General features: G+C 68.5%; 18 protein-coding genes. 9 read left to right on the forward strand and 9 right to left on the reverse strand.

Annotated elements, in window-relative coordinates; all coding sequences use genetic code 11:
• Positions 1-154 precede the first annotated feature (154 nt).
• The 6 genes from KF833_17890 to KF833_17915 form a co-directional block, all read right to left on the reverse strand.
• The gene (locus tag KF833_17890) at positions 155-2,644 is read right to left on the reverse strand and encodes a hypothetical protein (protein ID MBX3747182.1); all 2,490 of its coding nucleotides are present in this window, start codon (positions 2,642-2,644) and stop codon (positions 155-157) included.
• 53 nt (positions 2,645-2,697) lie between these two features.
• Positions 2,698-3,600, reverse strand: coding sequence for a hypothetical protein (locus KF833_17895; protein ID MBX3747183.1), 903 nt, complete (start codon positions 3,598-3,600; stop codon positions 2,698-2,700).
• A gap of 12 nt (positions 3,601-3,612) precedes the next feature.
• A complete protein-coding gene (locus tag KF833_17900) occupies positions 3,613-4,431 on the reverse strand; it encodes a hypothetical protein (GenBank protein ID MBX3747184.1) in 819 nt (272 codons plus the stop codon).
• Positions 4,432-4,499: 68 nt separating this feature from the next.
• Entirely contained in the window at positions 4,500-5,495 is a 996-nt protein-coding gene (locus KF833_17905) for a type II secretion system protein (protein ID MBX3747185.1), read from the reverse strand.
• Positions 5,496-5,968: 473 nt separating this feature from the next.
• Positions 5,969-6,526: a vanadium-dependent haloperoxidase gene (locus KF833_17910; GenBank protein ID MBX3747186.1), complete on the reverse strand. Its 558-nt coding sequence runs from the start codon at positions 6,524-6,526 to the stop codon at positions 5,969-5,971.
• Positions 6,523-6,990, reverse strand: a complete 468-nt coding sequence (locus KF833_17915) for a hypothetical protein (GenBank protein MBX3747187.1) — start codon at positions 6,988-6,990, stop codon at positions 6,523-6,525. Before KF833_17915 ends, KF833_17910 begins: the two co-directional genes overlap by 4 nt.
• On the opposite strand from KF833_17915, the gene KF833_17920 reads away from it, so the two are divergent.
• The 7 genes from KF833_17920 (at position 6,930) to KF833_17950 (ending at position 16,029) form a co-directional block, all read left to right on the forward strand.
• Positions 6,930-7,415, forward strand: coding sequence for a leucine-rich repeat domain-containing protein (locus KF833_17920; GenBank protein ID MBX3747188.1), 486 nt, complete (start codon positions 6,930-6,932; stop codon positions 7,413-7,415). The two genes, KF833_17915 and KF833_17920, sit on opposite strands and share 61 nt — an antisense overlap.
• Positions 7,412-7,813, forward strand: a complete 402-nt coding sequence (locus KF833_17925) for a hypothetical protein (GenBank protein MBX3747189.1) — start codon at positions 7,412-7,414, stop codon at positions 7,811-7,813. Before KF833_17920 ends, KF833_17925 begins: the two co-directional genes overlap by 4 nt.
• Before the next feature lie 278 nt (positions 7,814-8,091).
• A complete protein-coding gene (locus KF833_17930; protein MBX3747190.1) occupies positions 8,092-9,342 on the forward strand; it encodes a cobalamin-independent methionine synthase II family protein in 1,251 nt (416 codons plus the stop codon).
• A gap of 18 nt (positions 9,343-9,360) precedes the next feature.
• Positions 9,361-10,113 (forward strand): ABC transporter ATP-binding protein, encoded by a 753-nt coding sequence (locus KF833_17935; GenBank protein MBX3747191.1) that lies wholly within the window; start codon positions 9,361-9,363, stop codon positions 10,111-10,113.
• 76 nt (positions 10,114-10,189) lie between these two features.
• Positions 10,190-12,556, forward strand: a complete 2,367-nt coding sequence (locus KF833_17940) for an FtsX-like permease family protein (protein ID MBX3747192.1) — start codon at positions 10,190-10,192, stop codon at positions 12,554-12,556.
• A 63-nt stretch (positions 12,557-12,619) separates the two neighbouring features.
• Positions 12,620-13,144, forward strand: a complete 525-nt coding sequence (locus KF833_17945; GenBank protein MBX3747193.1) for a DUF1720 domain-containing protein — start codon at positions 12,620-12,622, stop codon at positions 13,142-13,144.
• On the forward strand, positions 13,141-16,029 hold the full coding sequence (locus KF833_17950; protein ID MBX3747194.1) for an aconitate hydratase: 2,889 nt from the start codon (positions 13,141-13,143) through the stop codon (positions 16,027-16,029). The genes KF833_17945 and KF833_17950 overlap by 4 nt, the downstream gene beginning before the upstream one ends.
• Positions 16,030-16,162: 133 nt before the next feature.
• On the opposite strand, the gene KF833_17955 is transcribed toward KF833_17950, so the two are convergent.
• Together KF833_17955 and pyrF are read right to left on the reverse strand one after the other, a co-directional pair.
• Positions 16,163-16,894 carry a 1-acyl-sn-glycerol-3-phosphate acyltransferase gene (locus KF833_17955; protein ID MBX3747195.1) on the reverse strand — a complete coding sequence of 244 codons (732 nt, stop codon included), beginning with the start codon at positions 16,892-16,894 and terminating at the stop codon, positions 16,163-16,165.
• Positions 16,891-17,640: an orotidine-5'-phosphate decarboxylase gene (pyrF, locus tag KF833_17960; GenBank protein ID MBX3747196.1), complete on the reverse strand. Its 750-nt coding sequence runs from the start codon at positions 17,638-17,640 to the stop codon at positions 16,891-16,893. Before pyrF ends, KF833_17955 begins: the two co-directional genes overlap by 4 nt.
• A 155-nt stretch (positions 17,641-17,795) precedes the next feature.
• On the opposite strand from pyrF, the gene KF833_17965 reads away from it, so the two are divergent.
• Complete coding sequence (locus KF833_17965; protein ID MBX3747197.1) at positions 17,796-18,557, forward strand: type II secretion system protein; 762 nt, start codon at positions 17,796-17,798, stop codon at positions 18,555-18,557.
• A gap of 4 nt (positions 18,558-18,561) precedes the next feature.
• Positions 18,562-20,769: a CotH kinase family protein gene (locus tag KF833_17970; protein MBX3747198.1), complete on the forward strand. Its 2,208-nt coding sequence runs from the start codon at positions 18,562-18,564 to the stop codon at positions 20,767-20,769.
• A 494-nt stretch (positions 20,770-21,263) separates the two neighbouring features.
• On the opposite strand, the gene KF833_17975 is transcribed toward KF833_17970, so the two are convergent.
• Positions 21,264-21,510 (reverse strand): hypothetical protein (locus KF833_17975; GenBank protein ID MBX3747199.1); only part of this gene is annotated, 247 nt, incomplete at its 5' end.

The following is a 21,510-nucleotide window of genomic DNA, read 5'->3' on the forward strand; positions in this document are numbered from 1 at the left end:
ACAGGCTCTAAGAGACACAACCTCCTCAGGCAATGTCAGTCCACCGATTCGCCACTCGCCATTCGCCATTCGCCATTCGCCATTCGCCATTCGCCATTCGCCATTCGCCATTCGCCATTCGCCACTCGCCACTCGCCACTCGCCCCCTTCCCCCTCACCTCTCCCTTGACCCGGGCTTGACCCGGCCCGGCCACCGGCTCCAATCCACCTCCGCATCCCGTTGCAGCGCCTCCGGCAACCGGTCGGCCACCTGCGCTCGCAGATTCTCGAAGACAGGCCCGCCCACCACCGCCGCGACTTCGAGGGTCAGAAAGAACTGCCCCGCATCGTGCGCGCCCCGGAACGTCTCCGGCATCCGTGGCATCGCCGCACGATGCACGTCGCGCGCGTATTCCGCCCAGGGAACCCCCACGAACCACGGGCTGCGAAGCCCGACCACATTCCGACCGGCGTCCCATTCCAACCATGCATTGGCCAGTGTGTTGACCGGACCCGGCGGCGGCGGCGGCAACGGTCCCAGCAGGCACATGGCCAGTCCCTCCGGGTGCCGCATCAGGGCATCGCGGGTGCCCTGGACCCCCTCCCGCAACGACGCGCACGCCTCCTCGATGGCAGACCAGTCCAGTCCTTCCACGCCGCGCCCGTCGGCGAAGGCGGCGATGCCAACGATGGGCAGTTCCGCGTAGAAATCGCCCCGGACGAGAAAGGCTCCCGGAAACACCTCGTGGAACGTCCGCGCGATGGTCTCGAACTGCGGACGGGTCAACTGGAAGAGCGGCAGCCACTGGCAAAAGAGCCCGCCGGGTCGGAGGGAACGACGCACCGCCTGAAAATGCTCCCTCGAGTACAACCGGCCCTCTCCGGTCCGCCAGGGCAGAAACAGATCGCCCACCACCCCATCGTATCCGCCGGCCGTCCGACCGACAGCGATCCGCGCATCGCCGAGGGTCAACGTCAGGCGGGCATCGTCGAGAACGTCGCGGTTCCAGGGCCCGAAATGGTCCCGGGCCATTCCCGCCACCAGGGGGCTCAATTCGAAGGCCTCGATCCGCTGCACCCCGGGCACCCGCGCCGCCCCCGCCGCGGTGCTTCCCGTCGCCAGCCCGAGCAGCGCCACCCTTTCAGCCCGCGCATGGAGCAGCAGCGGGATCAGGGCCTGCCGCTCCTGATTCCCCACGGCCAGGGATCCTCCCAGCGTGTACGTGTTGTTGAATACGATCCGCCAGTCTTCCGGCCCGCCCTGAACGGTGGCGACCACGCCTTCCCGGCCCACCGCCACCTTGACCAAACGGTCTCCGGGTTCCGGCGATACCTGGGGCAGGCGGCTCCCCACGGTAAACCCACCCACCGCCGCCACCGCCGCCGCCACCAGCAGACCCAAACCCCACCCCGGTCGCCGCCCAACCACCCCCTCTCCCGCCCACCCGGCACGAACCCACCCGGGCACTCCCAGGACGGCATATCCCAGGCCAATGACCGCCACCGTGGTCCACAGCCCAAAGCCGGGCATCAGCAACCCCTGCGCGACCTCCGCGCCCAGCCAGCCGCCCAGTCCATTCCACGCCAGCAATCGGGCCACGACGGACGGCGCGGGTGCCGCACCCTCCGCGGAACCCGCGCCAGCCGCCGCCCGCAACAGCCAAGGAAACAGCAGCCCGACCCCCACGAACAGGGGCACCACCGCCACGCCTCCCAACACCCCAAGCCGCCCGAAATACGCCAGCGGCGCCCACTCATACGGGATGCTCCGCAATCCCGGCTGCATCGCCAGAAACACCAGGGGCTGCACGAAGCACATCAGCGCCGCCCCCACGATCGCCTGGCCCAGGGTGATCCGGCCATACCCCACCAGAAACGAACCCAGCGCCAGTCCGGCCAGCACGAAAGCCAGCACGCCCGCCGCCGAGAAATGCGAGTTGATGGTCACCTGGGTGACCTGATGCTGCACGGCCACCTCCAACGCCAGCACCGCAAACCCGGACCAGAACGCCCGCAACGACCAGCCCGGCGAACCGCCCGACCCTTCCCGGAGGTTCGCCCCTTCCATCCGCCAGGCCGCGTCTCTCGCGTCTGACCCCGGCCGGATCCCCCGCTGACATCCCATCGCCACCGCCGCCACCAACAGGTTGGTCCCGCACGCCACCAACCCGGTTGTCATCGGGCCGAACCCAGGCAGCCCCACGAAAAACACCAGCGCCACCCCGAAAAGGCCTCCCACCGTGTTCCACGCATAGAGGCGCGGCACCCCGGCCACCCTTCGTGCGGCGGGTATCACTCCGGCCACGGCCGGAAACACCATCCCCAGCGCAAAGGCTGGCGGCCCGATCAGCACCAGCGGCCACAGCAGGCGGGCAACCCCTCCCGTGGCCCACACCGGCGCTCCGGGTTGGGTCAGCGTCTCCACCACCAGCAGCGGCACCAGCGCCGCCACCGCCACGAATCCCTCCGCCTTCACCACCCGCCGCCAGGCGCGACCCGGCGCGGCCGGACGCCATGCCGCCCAGGCCGCCCCCAATGCCAGGCCCACGAAGAACGCCCCGATCACCCGCGAGAACGTCTCCGGCCCCGCCCCCAGCAGATCCACCAACCGCCGCGTCCACAGTGTCTGGTGCGCCAACGCCGCCGCGCCGCTGGCGAACAACACAAGCGACGCCCAACGGGCGCCCCCGCTCCCGCCGCCGGATCCCTCCCCGCCGCTCAGACCGATGTCCTCCGAAGCCGGAAGAACCGCGGCCCGGCTTCGAGCGGGACCGTCACCGTCTCCAACCGGTCCGTGCCCTGGACCGGCGCGCCAACCGGCGACCAGGCCCCGGGATCGCCAAGCCGATCCGCCCGTTCCACCTGGTACACGCTCCTCGCCAACGCCCCGAACGCGATCTGCACCGTGTTCTCCCCAACCTCGATCCACGCGAGGGTGACCCCCGCCTGGAGCTGAAAGACGTACCGCTCCGAGGGCGGGTGCAACGGCCCCCCGTCCGCCCCGTTCACCGACGTGTCGATCAGTCGCATCCCCACCCGGTACAGGCCCGGCAGATCCACCGTGAACACCCGCCCGTGAATGTGCCCGTACGGATCGTCACCGGACGCACCGAACGATTCGCTCAATGGAAAGCGGTGGCTGCCGTCGGTCTCCCCCACGGGCACCTCGAAGGTCAACTCCGTCCCTTCGCTCTCCCCCGCCGTCTCCCAAAACCCGAACCGCCCGCCCGCCGGCCCAACGACCGTCTCCACCACCAGTTCAAGGCGCGACCCTGGCGCCGCATGTCCAAAGGCCGGTCCCCCGTAGTCCAGGCCCGCCGGCAATGCCGTGAAGGTGACCGAACCCGCATGCAACCCCGCGCGAGGACCCGCCGTGGCCGGCTGCATCGGCATCACGTACCCGGATTCCGCCACGAACCGGTCGCCGTTCACGAAGGACAGCGGCGCGCCCGCCTGCGACCCGAGCGCCCCGGCGTTGATGTGCTGGTGGGAACCCAACGCCGGCATCGACGCCAGGATCAGGCTCACCGCCAGCACGCGCCTTCGGGCATGACACCACGCGGGCGACCGGTCAGGCCGGCCCGCGGGTGCATGCCTTCCTGAATCAGGAAGGGTGTTCATCCGGTTGGGCGATCAGGATTGGCGCCGGCCGCCGCGCCGCATCCATCCCATTGCCAGCAGGCCGAGCGTCCCCATCCCCAGCAGGGTTCCCACGCCCGGCTCCGGAACGGCGTTGAAGGCAATGGTGATCACGTCGGACGGCGTATGGATCGGCCCGCCGCCCGCGCCGTTGCCCGAGAGATCGAACGCCCGGAAGGACACCTCGTACAAACCCGGCACGGTGGCCGTGAATCGTCGCCCATGCAGGTGCCCGTACGGATCCGCCCCCGGCGTCCCCGCTCCCAGACTCGCGTCACTCAATGCCCACAACCCGGTCGGGATCGCGACGTCATAACCCACCCCATACTCAAAGGTCGGAACCGTCGATCCCGCCTCCCAGAACCCGAACCGGCCCCCTTCCGGACCCGACACCGACTGGATCCCGGCCATGACGAAACTGCCCGACGCCGGCGCGTTGGGAACCGGCCCGCCGTTGTCCACCGTGGTGGCCAGCACCGTGAAGGTGATGTTGCCTTCAAAGAACCCCGCAAAGCGGCCGGAGTCGGCCAGCGGGAGGTCCTTCACATACCCGGATTCCGCCGCGAACAGGTGTCCATTGGCGAACATCAGCGAGTCCCCCTGGCTCGTGCCCGTTGCCCCGGTGTTGAGGTGCCCGTGCTGGGCCCAGCTTCCCGCCGCCATGCCCATCACCGCGGCGCCCGCCCACACCAGACGTACCGCCCGGCCCATTCGCGGCCATCGCGGCATCCCGCCAAACCTCCCACCGGGTACCGGTGCCGGGCTGAAAGGCGCTCCGGCGGAGGAGCGGTCGCTCATTTCCATGTCGTTCATCGGATCCTTCATCAGTGTCTGCTTTCGTTCTTGTTCAGGTTGGTTGCTGCCTCGATCGGCAGAGAAAATCAGTCGTCCGCCGGCGCTTCCGGATGCCCGTCCGGTCGCACGAAGCGCGACCCGGTCTGGACCAGGCGCCGCTGAACGGTCGCCCAGGGCACGGACTCCACATGGCTGTCGGTGAACAGGTAGTTGGCGGCGTGCCGATGCCGCCCGGACGCCACCTGCGTCGCAAAGGCGGGCGGCGTGTACCCGCCCCCGGCCGCATCGGCGAAATGGAAATGGTCCGACCCCTCGAACTCGGGGTGCGCCTCCGCCAGATGCATCGTCTCCGCGGGCGACGGAATCGCCGTCATCCGGGAGAAGTTCAATTCCGCGGCCCCATACGGGTGCGGGGTCAGAAAATCGTTGAGCGCGAAACTGGTGAACCGCAGGCGGTGGGGATCCACCGGACACCGGTACACATTGGTCACCCCGTACACCGCCAGCCGTCCGATCCACGATGCTCCCTGGTGCGCCGAGCGCGGCAGCGCATCGTCATGGTCGAGCGCATACAGGGCACAGCCGAATCCGATCTGCCGCAGATTGGAACCGCAATGGATCGCCCGCGCCCGCGCCTTGGCCTGCCCCAGCGCCGGGAGCAGCAGGCTCGCCAGGATCGCCACAATGGCGATCACGACCAGCAGCTCGATCAGGGTGAATGCATGGATCTTTCGAGACGGCACAGAACTCCCGCAGGATGGGGGAAGAGCGACACTCCTCCCGGTATGGTATGGACCGATACGGAACACCCGCCCACGCGGACGACCGTTCACACGCGCCGTCACGGGCGCGCCAGATGGGGAATCAGGCCCTGCGGGGAGGAGGATAGGGCGGCGCTTCAAGACGCCGTCCGGAAGATTCGAAGGAGAGGAAAACGGGCTCCAGCCGCGGGGGCGGGAACAGCAGGGCCATGGGTTCCAGCGGCTGCCCCAGCTCCAGCTTGACCTGCTGCACGACCGGCACCTCGGCCTTGCCCTGCGCCTGGCGCCCTTCGCGCACAAACAGGCAGATCCCGCACGCATGATCGCCGTCGAAGGTCATCGCCAACGCCACCCCCACCGGTTCCGTCCGCACCCGCTCCGCGAACATCGACGCCCACGCCACCGACTGGATCATCCCCCAGTGCCAGCCCAGCGACACGCTGAGCATCACCGCCAGGAGGATTCGGGAACAGGCACGCATGAACGCCGTTGTGACCTCGGCGGTGTACGTCGTGCCCCCCGCGAAGTCAATGCCAACCGCCATGCCAATCGTCCGCTCGGCGCATCCCGTGAATCGGAGGGACGAGCTCCGCGAGTCCGCAATCCATCGCTCCACCCCCCTGCGGCCTCGTGGAACCCAGCCCTCCGATCTCACCATCCCGCTTCACCATGCGATGGCGGTGGACGGCGTGCTGCTACGGCGGGGTGGCAGTCGTGTCGAGCAACGAAAAGGGCGGCGTGGAACGCCGCCCTGGAAGTTTCGGAGGATCGGAATCGGCTGCCGGCGAGCCGCCTCACGGGCGAGCGGGGGCGCGTCGCGAATCGAAGCCCGGGATCACCCTGGCTTTTTTCGGCTGGAGATGATGGGTATGGACCCATTGCCCGATCCGACGACCGAGACGCTGGCCCTCGCGGACGGCAAAGCGGAAGTGGATTCCGGCCATGACCCGGGAGTTCCCGTTCTCGTCGGCGGCCTGGGTGAAGGACTCGAACGACCGCGTTCCAGCGACGGGATCCAGCGCGGTGGGCGATTCCATTGCGAACGGCGTCCGGTCGCCGAGCACGCGTCCCAGGATTTCGGCGGCCGCATCGCCCAGCACGCTATGGGTGGAGGGATAGTCCTGGATGGGAGGCGTCGGCAGGAGCGGAGACCAGTTCGCATCCGGTCCGGTGAGCGGATTGCCGTCGGTGTCGCCGGCCCGAATGGCGGTCAGGGGACGCCAGAAGTCGTAGTGAAGTTTGGAGTCCCAGCCTGCGATGTAGCCGTCGGCCATGGCCATGTTCACAAGGGCGAAGAGTCGGGCCGCCTCCCAGAGGGACAGGCCGGAGCCTTGCCCGACGAGTCGAGTCACCCGGTTCCAGCCCAGGTCGGAGAACTCGTACCAGTCGAGGCAAGGAGCCAGGCGTCGAGTTGGGACTCATGGTTCGGGAAGAGGCGCAGAAGGACCCCATGCGCGGCAGCCGCGGCGGCGGCTTCGGGATCGGCGGCGGCATCGCGTCCGTCGAAGGCATAGGATTCGAAGAACGGGAGCACGGCATTGACCGCATCGTGCATGGCGACGTGGACCATGGCCAAGGTGCGAGTGGCTTGGAGGGGATCGGCGTAACCGTCGTCCGTCGTGATGGCGGCGATGGTGTGAAGGTTCCAGGTGCGGACGACCTGCGAAGAGTAAGGAGGCACGGGCCCGACTGCGGCGCGGGCCGGGTCGGGTTCGGTCCAGCCTGTCAGTCCAAGGAGGCCGGCGAGGAGCAGGCATGCCCGTCGTTGTCCGGAACGGAGGGCTGGGGGCGTTTCGTGGGATTTCGTGGATTTCATGTTCGATTGAGAGGGAACGCGACGCGGCCAGTGAACGGCGGCCGGCGAGTTCCGACACCAATGCGCATTCGCGGGGTCCGGGGTGGCCAACTCATTTTGCCGGTCCTGCGGACGTCGCGATTCCGGACACGATCGCCGGACTGCCGGTCACCGCCATCGGCGTGCGCGCCTTCTCGAATCGGGAGGACCTCACCCGTGTCACGATCCCCCATGGCGTCACGACCCTGGAGAATCAGGCCTTTGCCCGATGCTTCCGGCTCACTGGTGTGACCATCCCGAACACCGTCACGAATCTCGGGGCACTGGCGTTCGAGGGGTGCGGCAGCCTGTCTTTCGGGAGAGTCCGGGCGCCATTGTCTATTCTCGAGCCGGGACCTCGGGTTGGGGGCCAACCTTCGAAGAACGTCCCACGGCACGATGGGTGACGCCGCCCCTCTACGCCGATTGGCTGGCATCCAGCGGGCTGCCGACCGCGCACCCCGAGGCCAGCGGGGAGCAAGACGATCCGGATGGAGACGGCATGAACAACCGTGCCGAGATGCTCGCAGGGACGGATCCCACGGACCCGGTATCCGTTCTGACCCTTGAGACCGTACCCCGACCGGAGGCTTTGACCGATGCGGACCGGACGGAGATCGGGCCGGGCCTTCGCGCCGTGTATTTCCGCAGCATTCCGGGCAGGAGCTACGGGGCGCAATTTGCCGAGTCGCCGGAGGGTCCCTGGAACACCACGGCGGTTGTCACCGCCGGCTCGGGGCAGACGAGACTGCTTTTCGAGGCGTCCGCGTCCGCCACGTTCCACCGGGTGATCCTGGCGCAGTGACCAGCGAGAGCGCGGGTCTGGCGATCTCCTGGATCCAGGAACGCGACTTGCACGGATGAAGCAAGAGGCCGTGATCCGCCCACAACTCCGGGATTCACGGCCCACCCAATCCCCCGCGTCTCCATCCTTGTCGCCGCCGCCGCGTCACGGTAGAGCCTTCCCACCACCCCAACCGCCCCACCCGCTTCCCTTTGCCGGGAACGGAACAGGGCAGCGCCCCCGGGGAATACCCCGGAGGCCGGGGCCCATTCGGAACCCATCGAGGAAAAGGAACTGCCATGGCATGGACATCCACCAAGGACCTGCTGCTGCCCGCCACCGTCACCGGCTCCTGGCCCCGCCCGCGCTGGTACAACGTGAACCTGTGGGGCCGCCCTCTCGATACGGCCATGATGGACCCCTGGTTCCGCGAACAGTTCGCCGACGCTCATGCCGTGGTCGTCTCCGACCAGTGCCGCGCCGGACTCGATATCCTCACGACCGGGGATTATCACCTCGACGAGGATGTTGCCGGCCGTTCCTGGCACCATTACCCGCTCCAGCGCTGGAAAGGGCTCGAGCACGAGGAATTGCAGACCGAAAAAACCCGCTCCCCCCTCCTCTCCTACCCGGTCGGCACCATGCTCGACTCGATCTACAAGACCTGGCGCTGGCCCCGCGTCGTCGGCAAGGTCCAGCATGACCCCCGCAATCCCCTCGAATACGCCAAGATCTGGCGCATCGCCCAGCAGGCCGCCGCCTCCTCCGGACGCCCCATCAAGTTCGGCACCTGCTCCGCCCAGGTCCTCGCCTTCTTCCTCGATTCCCACACGCCCCATTACTCCCTCGACGACAAACGCGAACTGATCTGGAGTATGGCCGAGGCCATGAACCTCGAACTCCGCCAGCTCGCCGCCTCCGGCTGCAAGGTCATCCAGGTCGAGGAACCCACCCTCCACTTCATGGCCCGCTACTCCCCCGATCAGAAGGAATTCATCGATTTCCTCGTGGACGCCTTCAACCGCGAAATCGAGGGCCTCGACGATGTCGAGGTCTGGATCCACACCTGCTGGGGCAATCCCAACATGCAGAAGGTCTTCAAGGACGAGTCCTACGCCCAGTCCATGGAGATCTACCTCGACCGCCTCAAGGGCGATGTCTGGACCATCGAAGCCACCGAAAACGACCTCCGCGAACTCCCCCTCTTCGACCGCTACCGCGACCGCCTCTCCAAAAAGATCGCCGTCGGCGTCATCAGCCATCGCACCCTCCAGGCCGACTTCCCCGATGTCGTCGCCGATCGCGTCCGCCGCGCCCTGCGCCACATCCCTCCCGACAAACTGATCCTCTCCACCGATTGCGGCTTCGGACGCCAGGGCTTCAACCGCCACCTGGCCTTCTACAAAACCGTCGGAATCTCCATGGCCCGCAATCTCATCCTCAAGGAACTCGGCCTCCCCGAACGTCCCGTCCCCGCCGCCGACGAGGGGCTCGCCTGGGACCAGCTTCCCGACCACGAACCCCTCACCCACCTCAAGCCCCTGCGGTAACGGCGCACCCGCCGCACGATGGACTCCACCTGCCCGGCCCCACCGTCAGCCGCCCCAGCCCCCGCCCCCCAACCGGTCTTCCGCGTCCGCCATCTGACCCGGACCTACGGTCTCGGTGAGGCTGAGGTCCATGCCCTCGCCGGCGTGGACCTCGACCTTCACGCGGGCGAACTCGTGGTCCTCCTCGGCCCGTCCGGCAGCGGCAAAACCACCCTCCTCAACAATCTCGGCGGCCTCGACCTCCCCACCTCCGGCGAACTCCGCTACCGCGATCTCGACCTCACCCACGCCTCCGAAGATCGCCTCACCCGCTACCGACGGGACGCCGTCGGCTTCATCTTCCAGTTCTACAACCTCATCCCCAGCCTCACCGCCCGGGAGAACGTCGCCCTCATCACCGAGATCGCCCGCGATCCCATGCCCCCGGAGGAAGCCCTCGCCCTCGTTCATCTCCAGGCCCGCCTCGACCATTTCCCCGCCCAGCTCTCCGGTGGCGAACAACAGCGCGTCGCCATCGCCCGCGCCATCGCCAAACGCCCCGAAGTCCTCCTCTGCGACGAACCCACCGGCGCCCTCGATGTTCGTACCGGCGTCGTCGTCCTCGAAGCCATCGAACGCGCCAACCGCGAACTCGGCACCCTCACCGTCATCATCACTCACAACGCCGTCATGGCCGACATGGCCGATCGCGTCCTCCACTTCTCCGACGGCCGCGTCCTCCGTGAACACCGCAACCCCCGCCGCGCCCTCCCCTCCTCCCTCAACTGGTAGCTCCCCCAAACCCACCCTTCCCCTTCCCCCTTACCTCTTCGCTCTTCCCTCTTCCCCCGCCCCGCCCCGCCCCCCCGTGCTCTCCCAACTCGACCGCAAACTCCTTCGCGACCTCCGTCGCCTCCGCGGCCAGGCCGTCGCCGTCGCCGTCGTCATGGCCTGCGGCCTCGCCATGCTCATCATGGCCCGCAGCCTCATCCACTCCCTCGAAACCACCCGCCTCGAATACTACGAGGCCCACCGCTTCGCCGACGCCTTCGCCCACCTCAAACGCGCCCCCGCCTCCCTCGCCCGCCGCATCGCCGACGTCCCCGGCGTCGCCGCCGTCCAGCCCGGCATCGCCGCCCAGGTCACCCTCGACCTCCCCGAACTCGACGAACCCGCCAGCGGCATGGTCCGTTCCCTCCCCGATCACGCCCCGCCGCAACTCAACCGCCTCTTCCTCCGGCGCGGACACTGGCTCGACCCGGCCCGCCGCGGCGAAGTGCTCGTCGGCGAGGCCTTCGCCGACGCCAATGCCCTCCGGCCCGGCGATTCCCTGGTGATGCTCCTCGACGGTCGCCGCCAGGTCCTCCGCATCGCCGGCATCGTCCTGTCCCCCGAATACATCTTCGAATCCCGTCCCGGTGCCGCCCTTCCCGACAACCGCACCTACGGGATCTTCTGGATGCGGGAGGAGGAGGCCGCGGCCGCCTTCGACCTCGACGGCGCCTTCAATCATCTCGCCCTCACCCTCGCACCCGGCGCCCCGCTGCGCCCCGTCCTCAACGCCGTGGATCGCCTCCTCGAACCCTACGGCGGACGCGGCGCCTTTGGCCGGACGGATCATCCCTCCCACATCCGCGTCTCCGACGAAATCCGCGTCCTCGAAACCCTCTCCATCGGGTTCCCCGTGGTCTTCCTCAGCGTCGCCGCGTTCATGGTCCACTCGGTCCTCTCCCGGCTCCTCACCCTCCAGCGCGAACAAATCGCCATCCTCAAGGCCTTCGGCTTCGACAACGGCCGCATCGGCCGCCACTACCTCCGCTTCGCCCTCGCCATGGTCGCCGGCGGCGTTCTCGGCGGCACCCTCGGCGGCGCCTTCCTCGGCACCCGCCTCGTCGGCATGTACCACCTCTTCTTTCGCTTCCCCAGCCTCGAGTTCCGCCTCGACGCCGGGGCCGTCGCCATCGCCCTCGTCGTCGGCCTCGGCGCCGCCCTCGCCGGCGCCTGGAATGCCGTCCGCGCCGCCACCCGCCTTCCCCCCGCCGAGGCCATGCGCCCGGAACCCCCCGCCAGCTTCCGCCCCGCCTGGATCGAACGCTCCGGCATCGCCCCCCTCTTCTCCCACGCCTTCCGCATCGCCGTCCGCAACCTCGAACGCCGCCCCGCCCAGGCCGCCTTCACCGTCGCCGGCCTCGCCCTCGCCACCGCCCTCCTGATCGTCCCCAACTGCTTCCGGGACAGCGTCCAGGATCTCCTCGGATTCCAGTGGGATGTCGTCCAGCGCCAGGACATCAACGTCGGCCTCTTCCAGCCCGGCTCCGTCGCCATCCTCTCCCCCCTCCGCCACCTGCCCGGCGTCCGCCATGTCGAACCCTTCCGCCATGCCCCGGTCCGCGTCCGCTTCGGACATCGCAGCCGTCAGCTCGCCATCCAGGGCATCCCGGCCGACGCCCGGCACAGCCGCGTCGTCGAAGCCGGCTTCCGGGAAGTCCCCCTTCCCACCCACGGCCTCGTCGTCTCCCGAATCCTCGCCGACGTCCTCGGCGCCCGCGTCGGCGATGTCGTGACCGTCGAGTTCCTCGAAGGCCGCCGGCCCGTCCATCACCTCCCCCTCGTCGGGCTCGCCGACGATCTCACCGGCATCTCCGCCTACCTCGAACGTTCCGCCCTCAACCGCCTCCTCCTCGATGGCGACCTCGTCACCGGCGCCAGCGTCACCATCGACCCCGCCCGCCGCGACGAGTTCCTCCGCGCCCTCAAGGGCGTCCCCCGCATCGGCTGGGTCGGCATCAAGGAATCCCTCCGCGAGAACTTTCGCCGCACCACCGCCGCCAGCATCAACCTCATCCAGAGCATCTACCTCCTCTTCGCCGTCGTCGTCACCTTCGGCGTCGTGTACAACAACGCCCGCATCTCCCTCGCCGAACGCGCCCGCGAACTCGCCACCCTCCGCGTCATCGGCTTCTCCCGCCGCGAAGTCGGCGCCGTCCTCCTCACCGAACTCACCCTCCTCGCCCTCCTCGCCGTCCCCCTCGGCCTCCTCCTCGGCACCGGCTTCGCCACAGCCATCCTCGGCATGGTCAACACCGAAACCGTCCGCCTCCCCACCGTCCTCACCCCCCGCAACTACGCCTTCGCCGTCCTCGTCGTCACCGTCGCCTCCACCCTCTGCGCCCTCCTCGTCCTCCGCCGCGTCCGCCAGCTCGACCTCGTCGCCACCCTCAAGGCCCCCGAGTGACCGGACCCTGCCCACGTCGGGACTCGTCCTCGAACCCGCAGGCACACCCTTTCGAGCGCCGCCCTGGGGCGCCGCCCCGATGGGTTCGATCTTGCCCGGCCCTCCCATTCCGCGTGCGAACTCCATCTCAGGCCTCACGCCTCAGGCCTCAGGCCTCAGGTCTCAGGCCTCAGGCCTCAGGTCTCAGGCCTCAGGTCTCAGGCCTCAGGCCTCAGGTCTCAGGTCTCAGGTCTCAGGCCTCAGGCCTCAGGTCTCAGGTCTCAGGCCTCAGGCCTCAGGCCTCAGGTCTCAGGCCTCAGGCCTCAGGTCTCAGGCCTCAGGTCTCAGGCCTCAGGCCTCAGGTCTCAGGTCTCAGGTCTCAGGCCTCAGGCCTCAGGCCTCAGGCCTCAGGTCTCAGGTCTCAGGCCTCAGGCCTCAGGCCTCAGGTCTCAGGTCTCCGGCCTCAGGCCTCAGGCCTCAGGCCTCAGGTTTCAGGCTTCAGCCTTCAGCCTCCAGCCTTCAGATCCCCGCCGCCCGCTTGACTCGCTTTTCCAGCCGCCGCAACGTCCCCGGCCGCACCCTTTCCGGGCGCGCCTGACCTGTTCATGAGCACCGCACACGATCCTTTCGGCACCCTGGCCACCTTCGACCTCGGCAACGGATCCCAGGGGCGTTTCCATTCCCTCCCCGCCCTCGAAAAAGCCGGCCTCGGCCCCATCTCCCGCCTCCCGGTCTCCCTCCGCCTCGTCCTCGAATCCGTCCTCCGCAACTGCGACGGCGTGAAGGTCCATCCCGCCAACGTCCGCGAACTGGCCGCCTGGCAGCCCAACGCCCCCCGTACCGCCGAAATCCCCTTCGTGGTCGCTCGCATCGTCCTCCAGGACTTCACCGGCGTGCCCCTCCTTGTGGACCTCGCAGCCATGCGCTCCGCCGTCGCCCGCATGGGCCGCAACCCGAAACTGATCGAACCGCTCGTCCCCGTGGACCTGGTGGTGGATCACTCCGTTCAGGTCGATTTCGCCGGCTCGCCCGACGCCCTCCGCCAAAATCTCGAACTCGAATTCCAGCGCAATCGCGAGCGTTACCAGTTCCTGAAGTGGGGCATGCAGGCCTTCGAGACCTTCAAGGTGGTCCCGCCCGGCATCGGCATCGTCCACCAGGTCAACCTCGAATACCTCGCCCAGGGCGTCCTCGCCGCCCGCTCCGCCCGCTCCGCCGAACCCCTCGTCCATTTCCCCGACACCCTCGTGGGCACCGATTCCCACACCACCATGATCAATGGCCTCGGCATCGTCGGCTGGGGCGTCGGCGGCATCGAGGCCGAAGCCGGCATGCTCGGCCAGCCCGTGTACTTCCTCACCCCCGATGTCGTCGGGGTCCACCTCACCGGCGCCCTCCGCGAAGGCGTCACCGCCACCGACCTCGCCCTCACCGTCACCCAGCTCCTCCGCCAGACCAAGGTCGTCGGCAAGTTCGTCGAGTTCTTCGGCCCCGGTGCCGCCGCCCTCCCCGTCGTGGACCGCGCCACCATCGCCAACATGGCCCCCGAGTACGGGGCCACCATGGGCTTCTTCCCCATCGACGCCGAATGCGCCGCCTACCTCCGCGCCACCGGCCGACCCGATGCCCACGTCCGCCTCTACGAAAACTACTACCGCGCCCAGGGCCTCTGGGGCATGCCCAACGCCGGCGACATCGATTACTCCCAGGTGGTCGAACTCGACCTCGCCTCCGTCGTCCCCAGCGTCGCCGGACCCAAACGCCCCCAGGACCGCATCGAACTTCCCCACCTCAAGGATTCCTTCCTCGCCGCCCTCGGCCGTCCCGTGAAGGAAAACGGATTCGGCAAGTCCGACCCGGACCGCGCCCGCACCGTGTCCGTTCTCGTCCCGCCCGCCTCCACCGTCGCCCGGGGCGGCGGCAGCCAGGAACCCGTGTCCCCGCAACGGGCCGACCTCCAGGGAACCAACCCGGCCACCGAACGCGAAATGGCCAACAACCGGCCCACCCCGGACCGTGTCGAATCCCGGAGTCCCGGCCTCGAAGGCGACCTGCGCCACGGCAGCGTCCTCATCGCCGCCATCACCAGCTGCACCAACACCTCCAACCCCAGCGTGATGCTCGCCGCCGGCCTCCTCGCCCGCAAAGCCGTCGAACGCGGCCTCTCCGTCAATCCCCTCGTCAAAGCCTCCCTCGCCCCCGGCAGCCGCGTGGTCACCGATTACCTCGGCCGGACCGGCCTCCAGCCCTTCCTCGACCAGCTCGGATTCCACACCGTCGGCTACGGCTGCACCACCTGCATCGGCAATTCCGGCCCCCTCCACCCCGCCATCGAGGAAGCCGTCATCCGCCATGACCTCGTCGCCGCCGCCGTCCTCTCCGGCAATCGCAACTTCGAGGCCCGCATCCACCAGAACATCAAGGCCAACTTCCTCATGTCCCCGCCCCTCGTGGTCGCCTTCGCCCTCGCCGGTCGGGTGGACATCGACCTCGCCACCGAACCGCTCGGCACCGGCCGCGATGGCCAGCCCGTCCACCTCCGCGACCTCTGGCCCACCCTTCAGGAGGTCCGCGACACCATGCGCTCCGCGCTCGCCCCAGAGGTCTTCCGCCAGCTCTACACCGACTTCGCCGCCCAAAACCCCAAGTGGAACGAGATCCCCGCCTCCACAGGCAATGTCTACGAGTGGGACCCCTCCTCCACCTACATCCAGGAACCCCCCTTCTTCACCGGCTTCTCCCTCGAAGCCGGTTCCATCGGCGATCTCCGCGGCGCCCGGCCCCTCGGCCTCTTTGGCGATTCCGTCACCACCGACCACATCTCCCCCGCCGGCGCCATCAAGAAGGATTCCCCCGCCGGACGTTACCTGGTCGAACACGGCGTCGCCTTTGCCGACTTCAACAGCTACGGCAGCCGGCGCGGCAACGACCGCATCATGACCCGCGGCACCTTCGCCAATGTCCGCATCAAAAACCTCATGCTGGGCGGCGAGGAAGGCGGCAACACCCTCTGTCACGCCACCGAAGGTCCCGCCGGTTCCCCCGAAAAACTCTCCATCTACGACGCCGCCATGAAATACCAGGCCGCCGGCGTCCCCCTGATCGTCGTCGCCGGTCACGAATACGGCACCGGCTCGAGCCGCGACTGGGCCGCCAAGGGCACCCGGCTTCTTGGCGTCAAGGCCGTCGTCGCCCAAAGCTACGAGCGCATCCACCGTTCCAACCTCGTCGGCATGGGCGTCCTCCCCCTCCAGTTCAAGGACGGTACCCACGCCGCCTCCCTCGGCCTTACCGGGGCCGAAACCTTCGAGGTCACCGGCCTCGGTCCCGATCTCAAACCCCAGCAGGATCTCACCCTCGCCATCACCCGCCCCGACGGCTCCCGCCAGGAAATCCCCGTCACCTGCCGCATCGATACCCCCATCGAAATCGAATACTACCGGCACGGCGGCATCCTCCCCTTCGTCCTCCGCCAGCTCGTCGCCGCCTCCTGATCAGCGTCAGGAGACCTTCACCCGGTACAAAGCACCCCTCATCCTCCCGATCCGCCATTCGCCATTCGCCAGCCCCTAAGAGCCTGTCTGAAAACTGGAAGGGGCCCTGCGACGAGGGGTTTTCAGACAGGCTCTACGGCCGTTCCAACCCGGCAATCGCCGTCATGATCGCCCTCGATACTTCCCCGTAAAGCGCCTTCACCCGGGCCCGGTCCGCAGTGGCCGCCTCCGCCCGCAACCCTTCCAGGTCCAGCGGCCGTCCCGCCCGCACCGCCACCGGATGACGCACCGGCCACCGGCGGTGCCTGCCAAACGCCTCGTACGTCCCGAACACCCGCACCGGCACCACCGGCGCATGCGACTTCAACACCACCAGCCCGATCCCTGACCGCCCTTCCTGCAACTGCCCGTCCGGTGACCGCGTCCCCTCCGGAAACAACACAATCCCGTCCCCCGCCAGCAACCGCGCGAGAATCGTCTTGAGCCCCTTGCCGCTCGCCCCGTCCCGGTCCACCGGCACCGAACCCACCGCCCGCAGAATCCGCCCAAACACCGGGTTGGCGAACAGCGACTCCCGCGCGAGATAACTGATCGGCCGCGGCGATACCGAACCCACCAGCGGCGGATCCATGAAGCTGGCGTGGTTCGACGCCAGAATGAACGGTCCCCGCTCCGGAATGTTCTCCCATCCCGCCTCCCGCCGCCGGAAATACAACGCACAAATCCATCGCGTCAGTGTCCAGCCCAGCGCATACAGCACCCGTGACCGGTGCGGATCCCCGCCCTCCGGGAATCGCAACCGGGGCCGGCGCCCAACGCCGATCCCGCGGCCAACCCCCATGCCATTCGTCGCCTCCGCGCTCATCGCCCCGATGCCTCCCCTTCCCCCGCCCTTTCCACCGCCATCCCCATCGACTCCGCGATCGCCCGCGCCGCCGCCGCCGGGTCCGGTGCCGCGTGGATCGGACGGCCCACCACAATCCAATCCGCCCCCGCCGCCATCGCCTCGGCCGGGCTCAGCGTCCGCTTCTGATCGTCCCCCGCCGCCGGGGGCCCCATGCGGATGCCCGGCGTCACCAGCACCACCTCCCGCGGCAGCACCCGCCGCAGCAGCGGCAGTTCCATCGGCGAACACACCAGCCCCGGAACCCCCGCCGCCACCGCCAGCCGGGCCAGCCGCTCCACCTGCGCCGCCACCTCGGTCTCCCCCATGACCGCCCTCAATTGCGCCGCATCCATGCTTGTCAGCACCGTCACCCCGAGGATCGTCGGTGTCGCCCGCCCCAACGCTGCCGCCTCCTCCCGGGCCGCCTCCACAGCCGACCGCATCATCGGCTCCCCCCCGCTGGTGTGGACCGTCAGGAAATCCACCCCAAGCCGCGTCGCCACCCGCACCGCCCGCGCCACCGTGTGCGGAATATCGTGAAACTTCAGATCCAGGAACACCCGCGCTCCGGTCGCCCGAATCCGCCGCACCCCTTCCGGCCCGCACGCCGTAAAGAGTTCACTCCCCACCTTCAAGGCCCCCACCAACCCTCCCACCTGACCGGCCAGCCGCTCCGCCCCCTCGATATCCGGCACGTCCAGCGCCACCATGATCGGTGCTTGCATCGCCCCAATTGGACCCCGCCATCGCACCCGGGTGAAGCCCATTTCCCCCCCCTCGCAAGACCGCCTCCAAATGGACGGGTCGCTCGCCGCAAAAACCTCCCGAAACAAAACACGCCCCCCGTGCGTCCTCCTTCCCACAGGCGCCCCAAATCCTCATGAATCTCCCCAGATCCCGCCGTTCCACCCCCGAAGCCGCCGCCTTCACCCTGATCGAACTCCTGGTGGTCATCGCCATCATCGGGATCCTGGCCTCGCTCCTCGCCCCAGCCCTGGCCGGTGCCAAACGCAAGGCCCACGCCATCCAGTGCCTCAATCACGAACGCCAGTTGAACCTCTCCCTCGGCCTCTACGCCGACGATCACGACGAATCGTATCCCCCACGCCGCGAACCTCCCGGCGCCTGGCCCTGGGCCCTCCTCCCCTACTACAAGGAACCCAAAATCGTCACCTGCCCCTCCGACCGCTTCATGCCCTTGACCGGCTGGCTCGATGCCACCAACCAGCTCCATGCCCGCCGCAGCTTCCTCATCAACGGGTTCAACGATTACTTCAAGTTCGCCCTCAGCACCGAGGATTACCAGGCCCACAAAACCTGGAGATGGCCCGTCGGCATGCGCCGTACCCACATCCCCCAGCCCTCCGACACCATCACCTTCGGCGAACGCCGCACCGGCTCGGTCCATGTCCACATGGACTTCGACCAGGGCACCATGGGCAATGACATCGAGGAGGTCGCCCAAAACCGCCACACCGGCAACGAGGGCGGACGGAGCGGCGGCTCGAATTTCGCCTTCGCCGATGGCAGCGTCCGCTTCCTCAAGTTCGGCGGCTCCGTCCGACCCCTCAACCTCTGGGCCGTCACCGACGAATGGCGCAACGCCCCCGTCGCCCCCGAGGACCTGGAAAAAAAGCCCTGATCCCATGCCTCCCCAAATTCCCCACCCCCACCTCCCCGCCAACCCAACCCTCAAGCTCCCAAACCCTCCCCCCACCCGGACTGCCCTCGCCCTCCTCATCACCCTCCTCCCCGCCCTGCCCCTCGCCCTGCCGGCCGCCGTCCCCACCGTGGCCATCAACGAGTTCCTCTACCATCCCCCCGACGACCGCGACGAACTCCAGTGGGTGGAACTCCATAACCCGTCGTCCCAGCCCGTGGATCTCGCCCACTGGACCTTCTCGAAGGGCATCCAGTTCCGGTTCCCCGAAGGCACCCAAATCGATCCCGACGGATACCTCGTCCTCGCCCGCGACCGCGCCGCCTTCCTCGCCCACTACGGCCCCGACCTCCCGGTGATCGGCGACTTCTCCGGGCGCCTCAGCCACAGCGGCGAAAACCTCGAACTGTCCGATGCCCAGGGCCGTGTCGTCGATGCCGTCCGCTACCGCGACGCCGAACCCTGGCCGGTCTCCCCCGACGGCCTCTCCGCTTCGCTCGAACGGATCACCGTCCATGCCCCCGCCCAACTCCCCGAAAACTGGGCCCCCTCCCCGCTTCCCCCCTTCCGCCGCGCCGCCGGAACCCCGGGCCATCCCAACGCCTCCCGCGCCCCCAACCTGCCCCCGGTCGTTTCGGACGTCGCCTTCGCCACTCCCGACCCCGACCAACCCATGCCCGTCCGCGCCCGCGTCGCCGACCCCGACGGCCTCCGGGACGTCCGCCTCGCCTACCGCGTCCTAGATGCCTCCCTCGCCTACCGCCGCGACGCCCCCACCGCCGCCGCCGCCGCCGACTGGACCGAACTCCCCATGACCCGCGTCGAGGGCGACGACCGCTCCGGCACCTTCGAAGCCACCCTCCCGCCCCAACCCGACGCCCGGCTGGTCCGCTTCCGCATCCTGGCCACCGACGCCACCGGCTCCACCCGGCTCCACCCCCATCCCCACGACGCCCGCCCGACCTACTCCGTCTTCATCGGTCGCAACACCCACACCGCCCAGATCCCGGTCGCCCATCTCCTCGAATTCGGTCCCCCGGAACGACCCGGCCCATCCCTCCGCAACCCGCCACGCTCCCATCGCCGCAATGCCGGCGAATCCAGCGAAGCCGGCGAACCTTCCCGCGGGGATTCCGCCCTCATCCTCATGCCCCCCAAGGGCCGCCCCATCGAACTCTTCGACCACATCCGCATCACCCCGCGCCAGGGCGGCTGGAAGGTCCGCCTCCACAAGGACCGCCTCTGGGACGGCATCTCCACCGTCAACGTCCTCTTCGAACATCACCCCCGCTATCTCCTCTCCGAACACCTCGGCTTCGAACTCTTCCGCGCCGCCGGCGTACCCGCCCCCAAGAGCGGCCACTGGCGCCTCTGGTACCAGGGTCAGCCGCTCGGCTACCACCTCACTGTCGAACAACCCAACAGCAGCTTCCTCCGCCGGCACGGACGCAACCCCGACGGCGACCTCTTCAAAATCCTCTGGTACGGCCGCGACGTCGTCGCCCAGCACGAGAAAAAGAACAATCCCCACACCGGTCACGACGTCCTCCTCGAAACCCTCGACGCCCTCGGCCGCACCCCCGGCGCCGCCTCCTGGGACGACCTCCAGCGCCGCTTCCGCACCGACCTCTTCGCCAGCTACTACGCCGTCAATATGTGCCTCCAGAACTGGGACGGCTTCTTCAACAACCATTTCCTCTACCGCTCCCCCGGCCAGGACGGCCAGTGGGAGATCTTCCCCTGGGACCTCGACAAGACCTGGGGCGACTACGACGGCGCCTCGCCCAAGTACGACTGGTACACCATGCCCCTCACCCTGGGCATGGGCGGCGACACGCCGCCCCGCTCCGTGGCCCGGTTCTTCGGAGGCGGCGGTCCCTTCGGCGGCACCGCCTGGTGGCGCCCCCCCGGCTGGTTCTCCGGCCCCCTCCTCGCCCAACCCGCGTTCCGCCAGCTCTTCCTCCGCCGCCTCGCCGAACTCTGTGACACCGTCTTCACCCCCGACCGCCTCGAACTCCCCATCACCCGCCTCGAACGCCGACTCGAACCCGAAGTCCGCTTCCGCGCCTCCCTCTACCACCCCCGCGCCGAAGACCACGACGTCGCCGTGTTTCGCGACCACATCGACTCCTTCCGCCGCCAGGTCACCCACCGCCGCGAATTCCTCCTCAAGTCACTCCACCGCGAGCACTGACGGCTCCGGATCCGGATCTGATACGTACGAGTCCGAACCCCCTTGGGCTCGCCAACAATCCACGGCTCCGGCCACTGCCGGCAATCCCAGATCATCCTTCTCGCAGCCTATCTACCCAACCCAATCCATCGTTGACAACCTGAATGCCATCCTACCAACCTCTAGGCGGTCCAATCAAAGCTCGCCGGACGGTCACGATGAGTCACCCGCGTTCCCGGCACAGCCGCCACGCGACGACCGTGGGCAACCGTCTATGCCGCGAACATCGTCAGGAGACCCACCAAGGTCACAGTGGATACTTCCCCGCTCCCAGCAGCCTGGCGTCCGGTTCCCCACCGGTGACACCCGGGTCCCGGGCCGTCGTTTCCCAGCCGGTATCATGCGGAATTCCCTCTTGATCCCGTCTCGCGGTCGGGTGTTGGGTCACCGCCGAGCCAGTCGGTCGTGCGAACCGGCTTCCCGGCGGTGCGATTTCGATCCCGGATTCGAGAGGGTCATCGTCCGTTCCCCATCGACGCCCGCCCCCGCCGGTCGCACACCTCGACGCTCGCCGGACGATTGCCATGAGTCACCCGCGTTTCCGGCACAGCCGCCACGCGCCGACCGTGAGGCACCGTGTATGCCGCGAACATCGTCAGGAGACCCACCACGGTCACAGTGGATGCTTCCCCTCTCCCATCCTCCTGAAGCCCGGTTCCCCATGGCTGACACCCGGCTCCCTGGCCCACGTCTCCCAGCCAG

The sequence above is a fragment of the Verrucomicrobiia bacterium genome, from assembly GCA_019634625.1.
Classification (GTDB): Bacteria; Verrucomicrobiota; Verrucomicrobiia; order Limisphaerales; family CAIMTB01; genus CAIMTB01.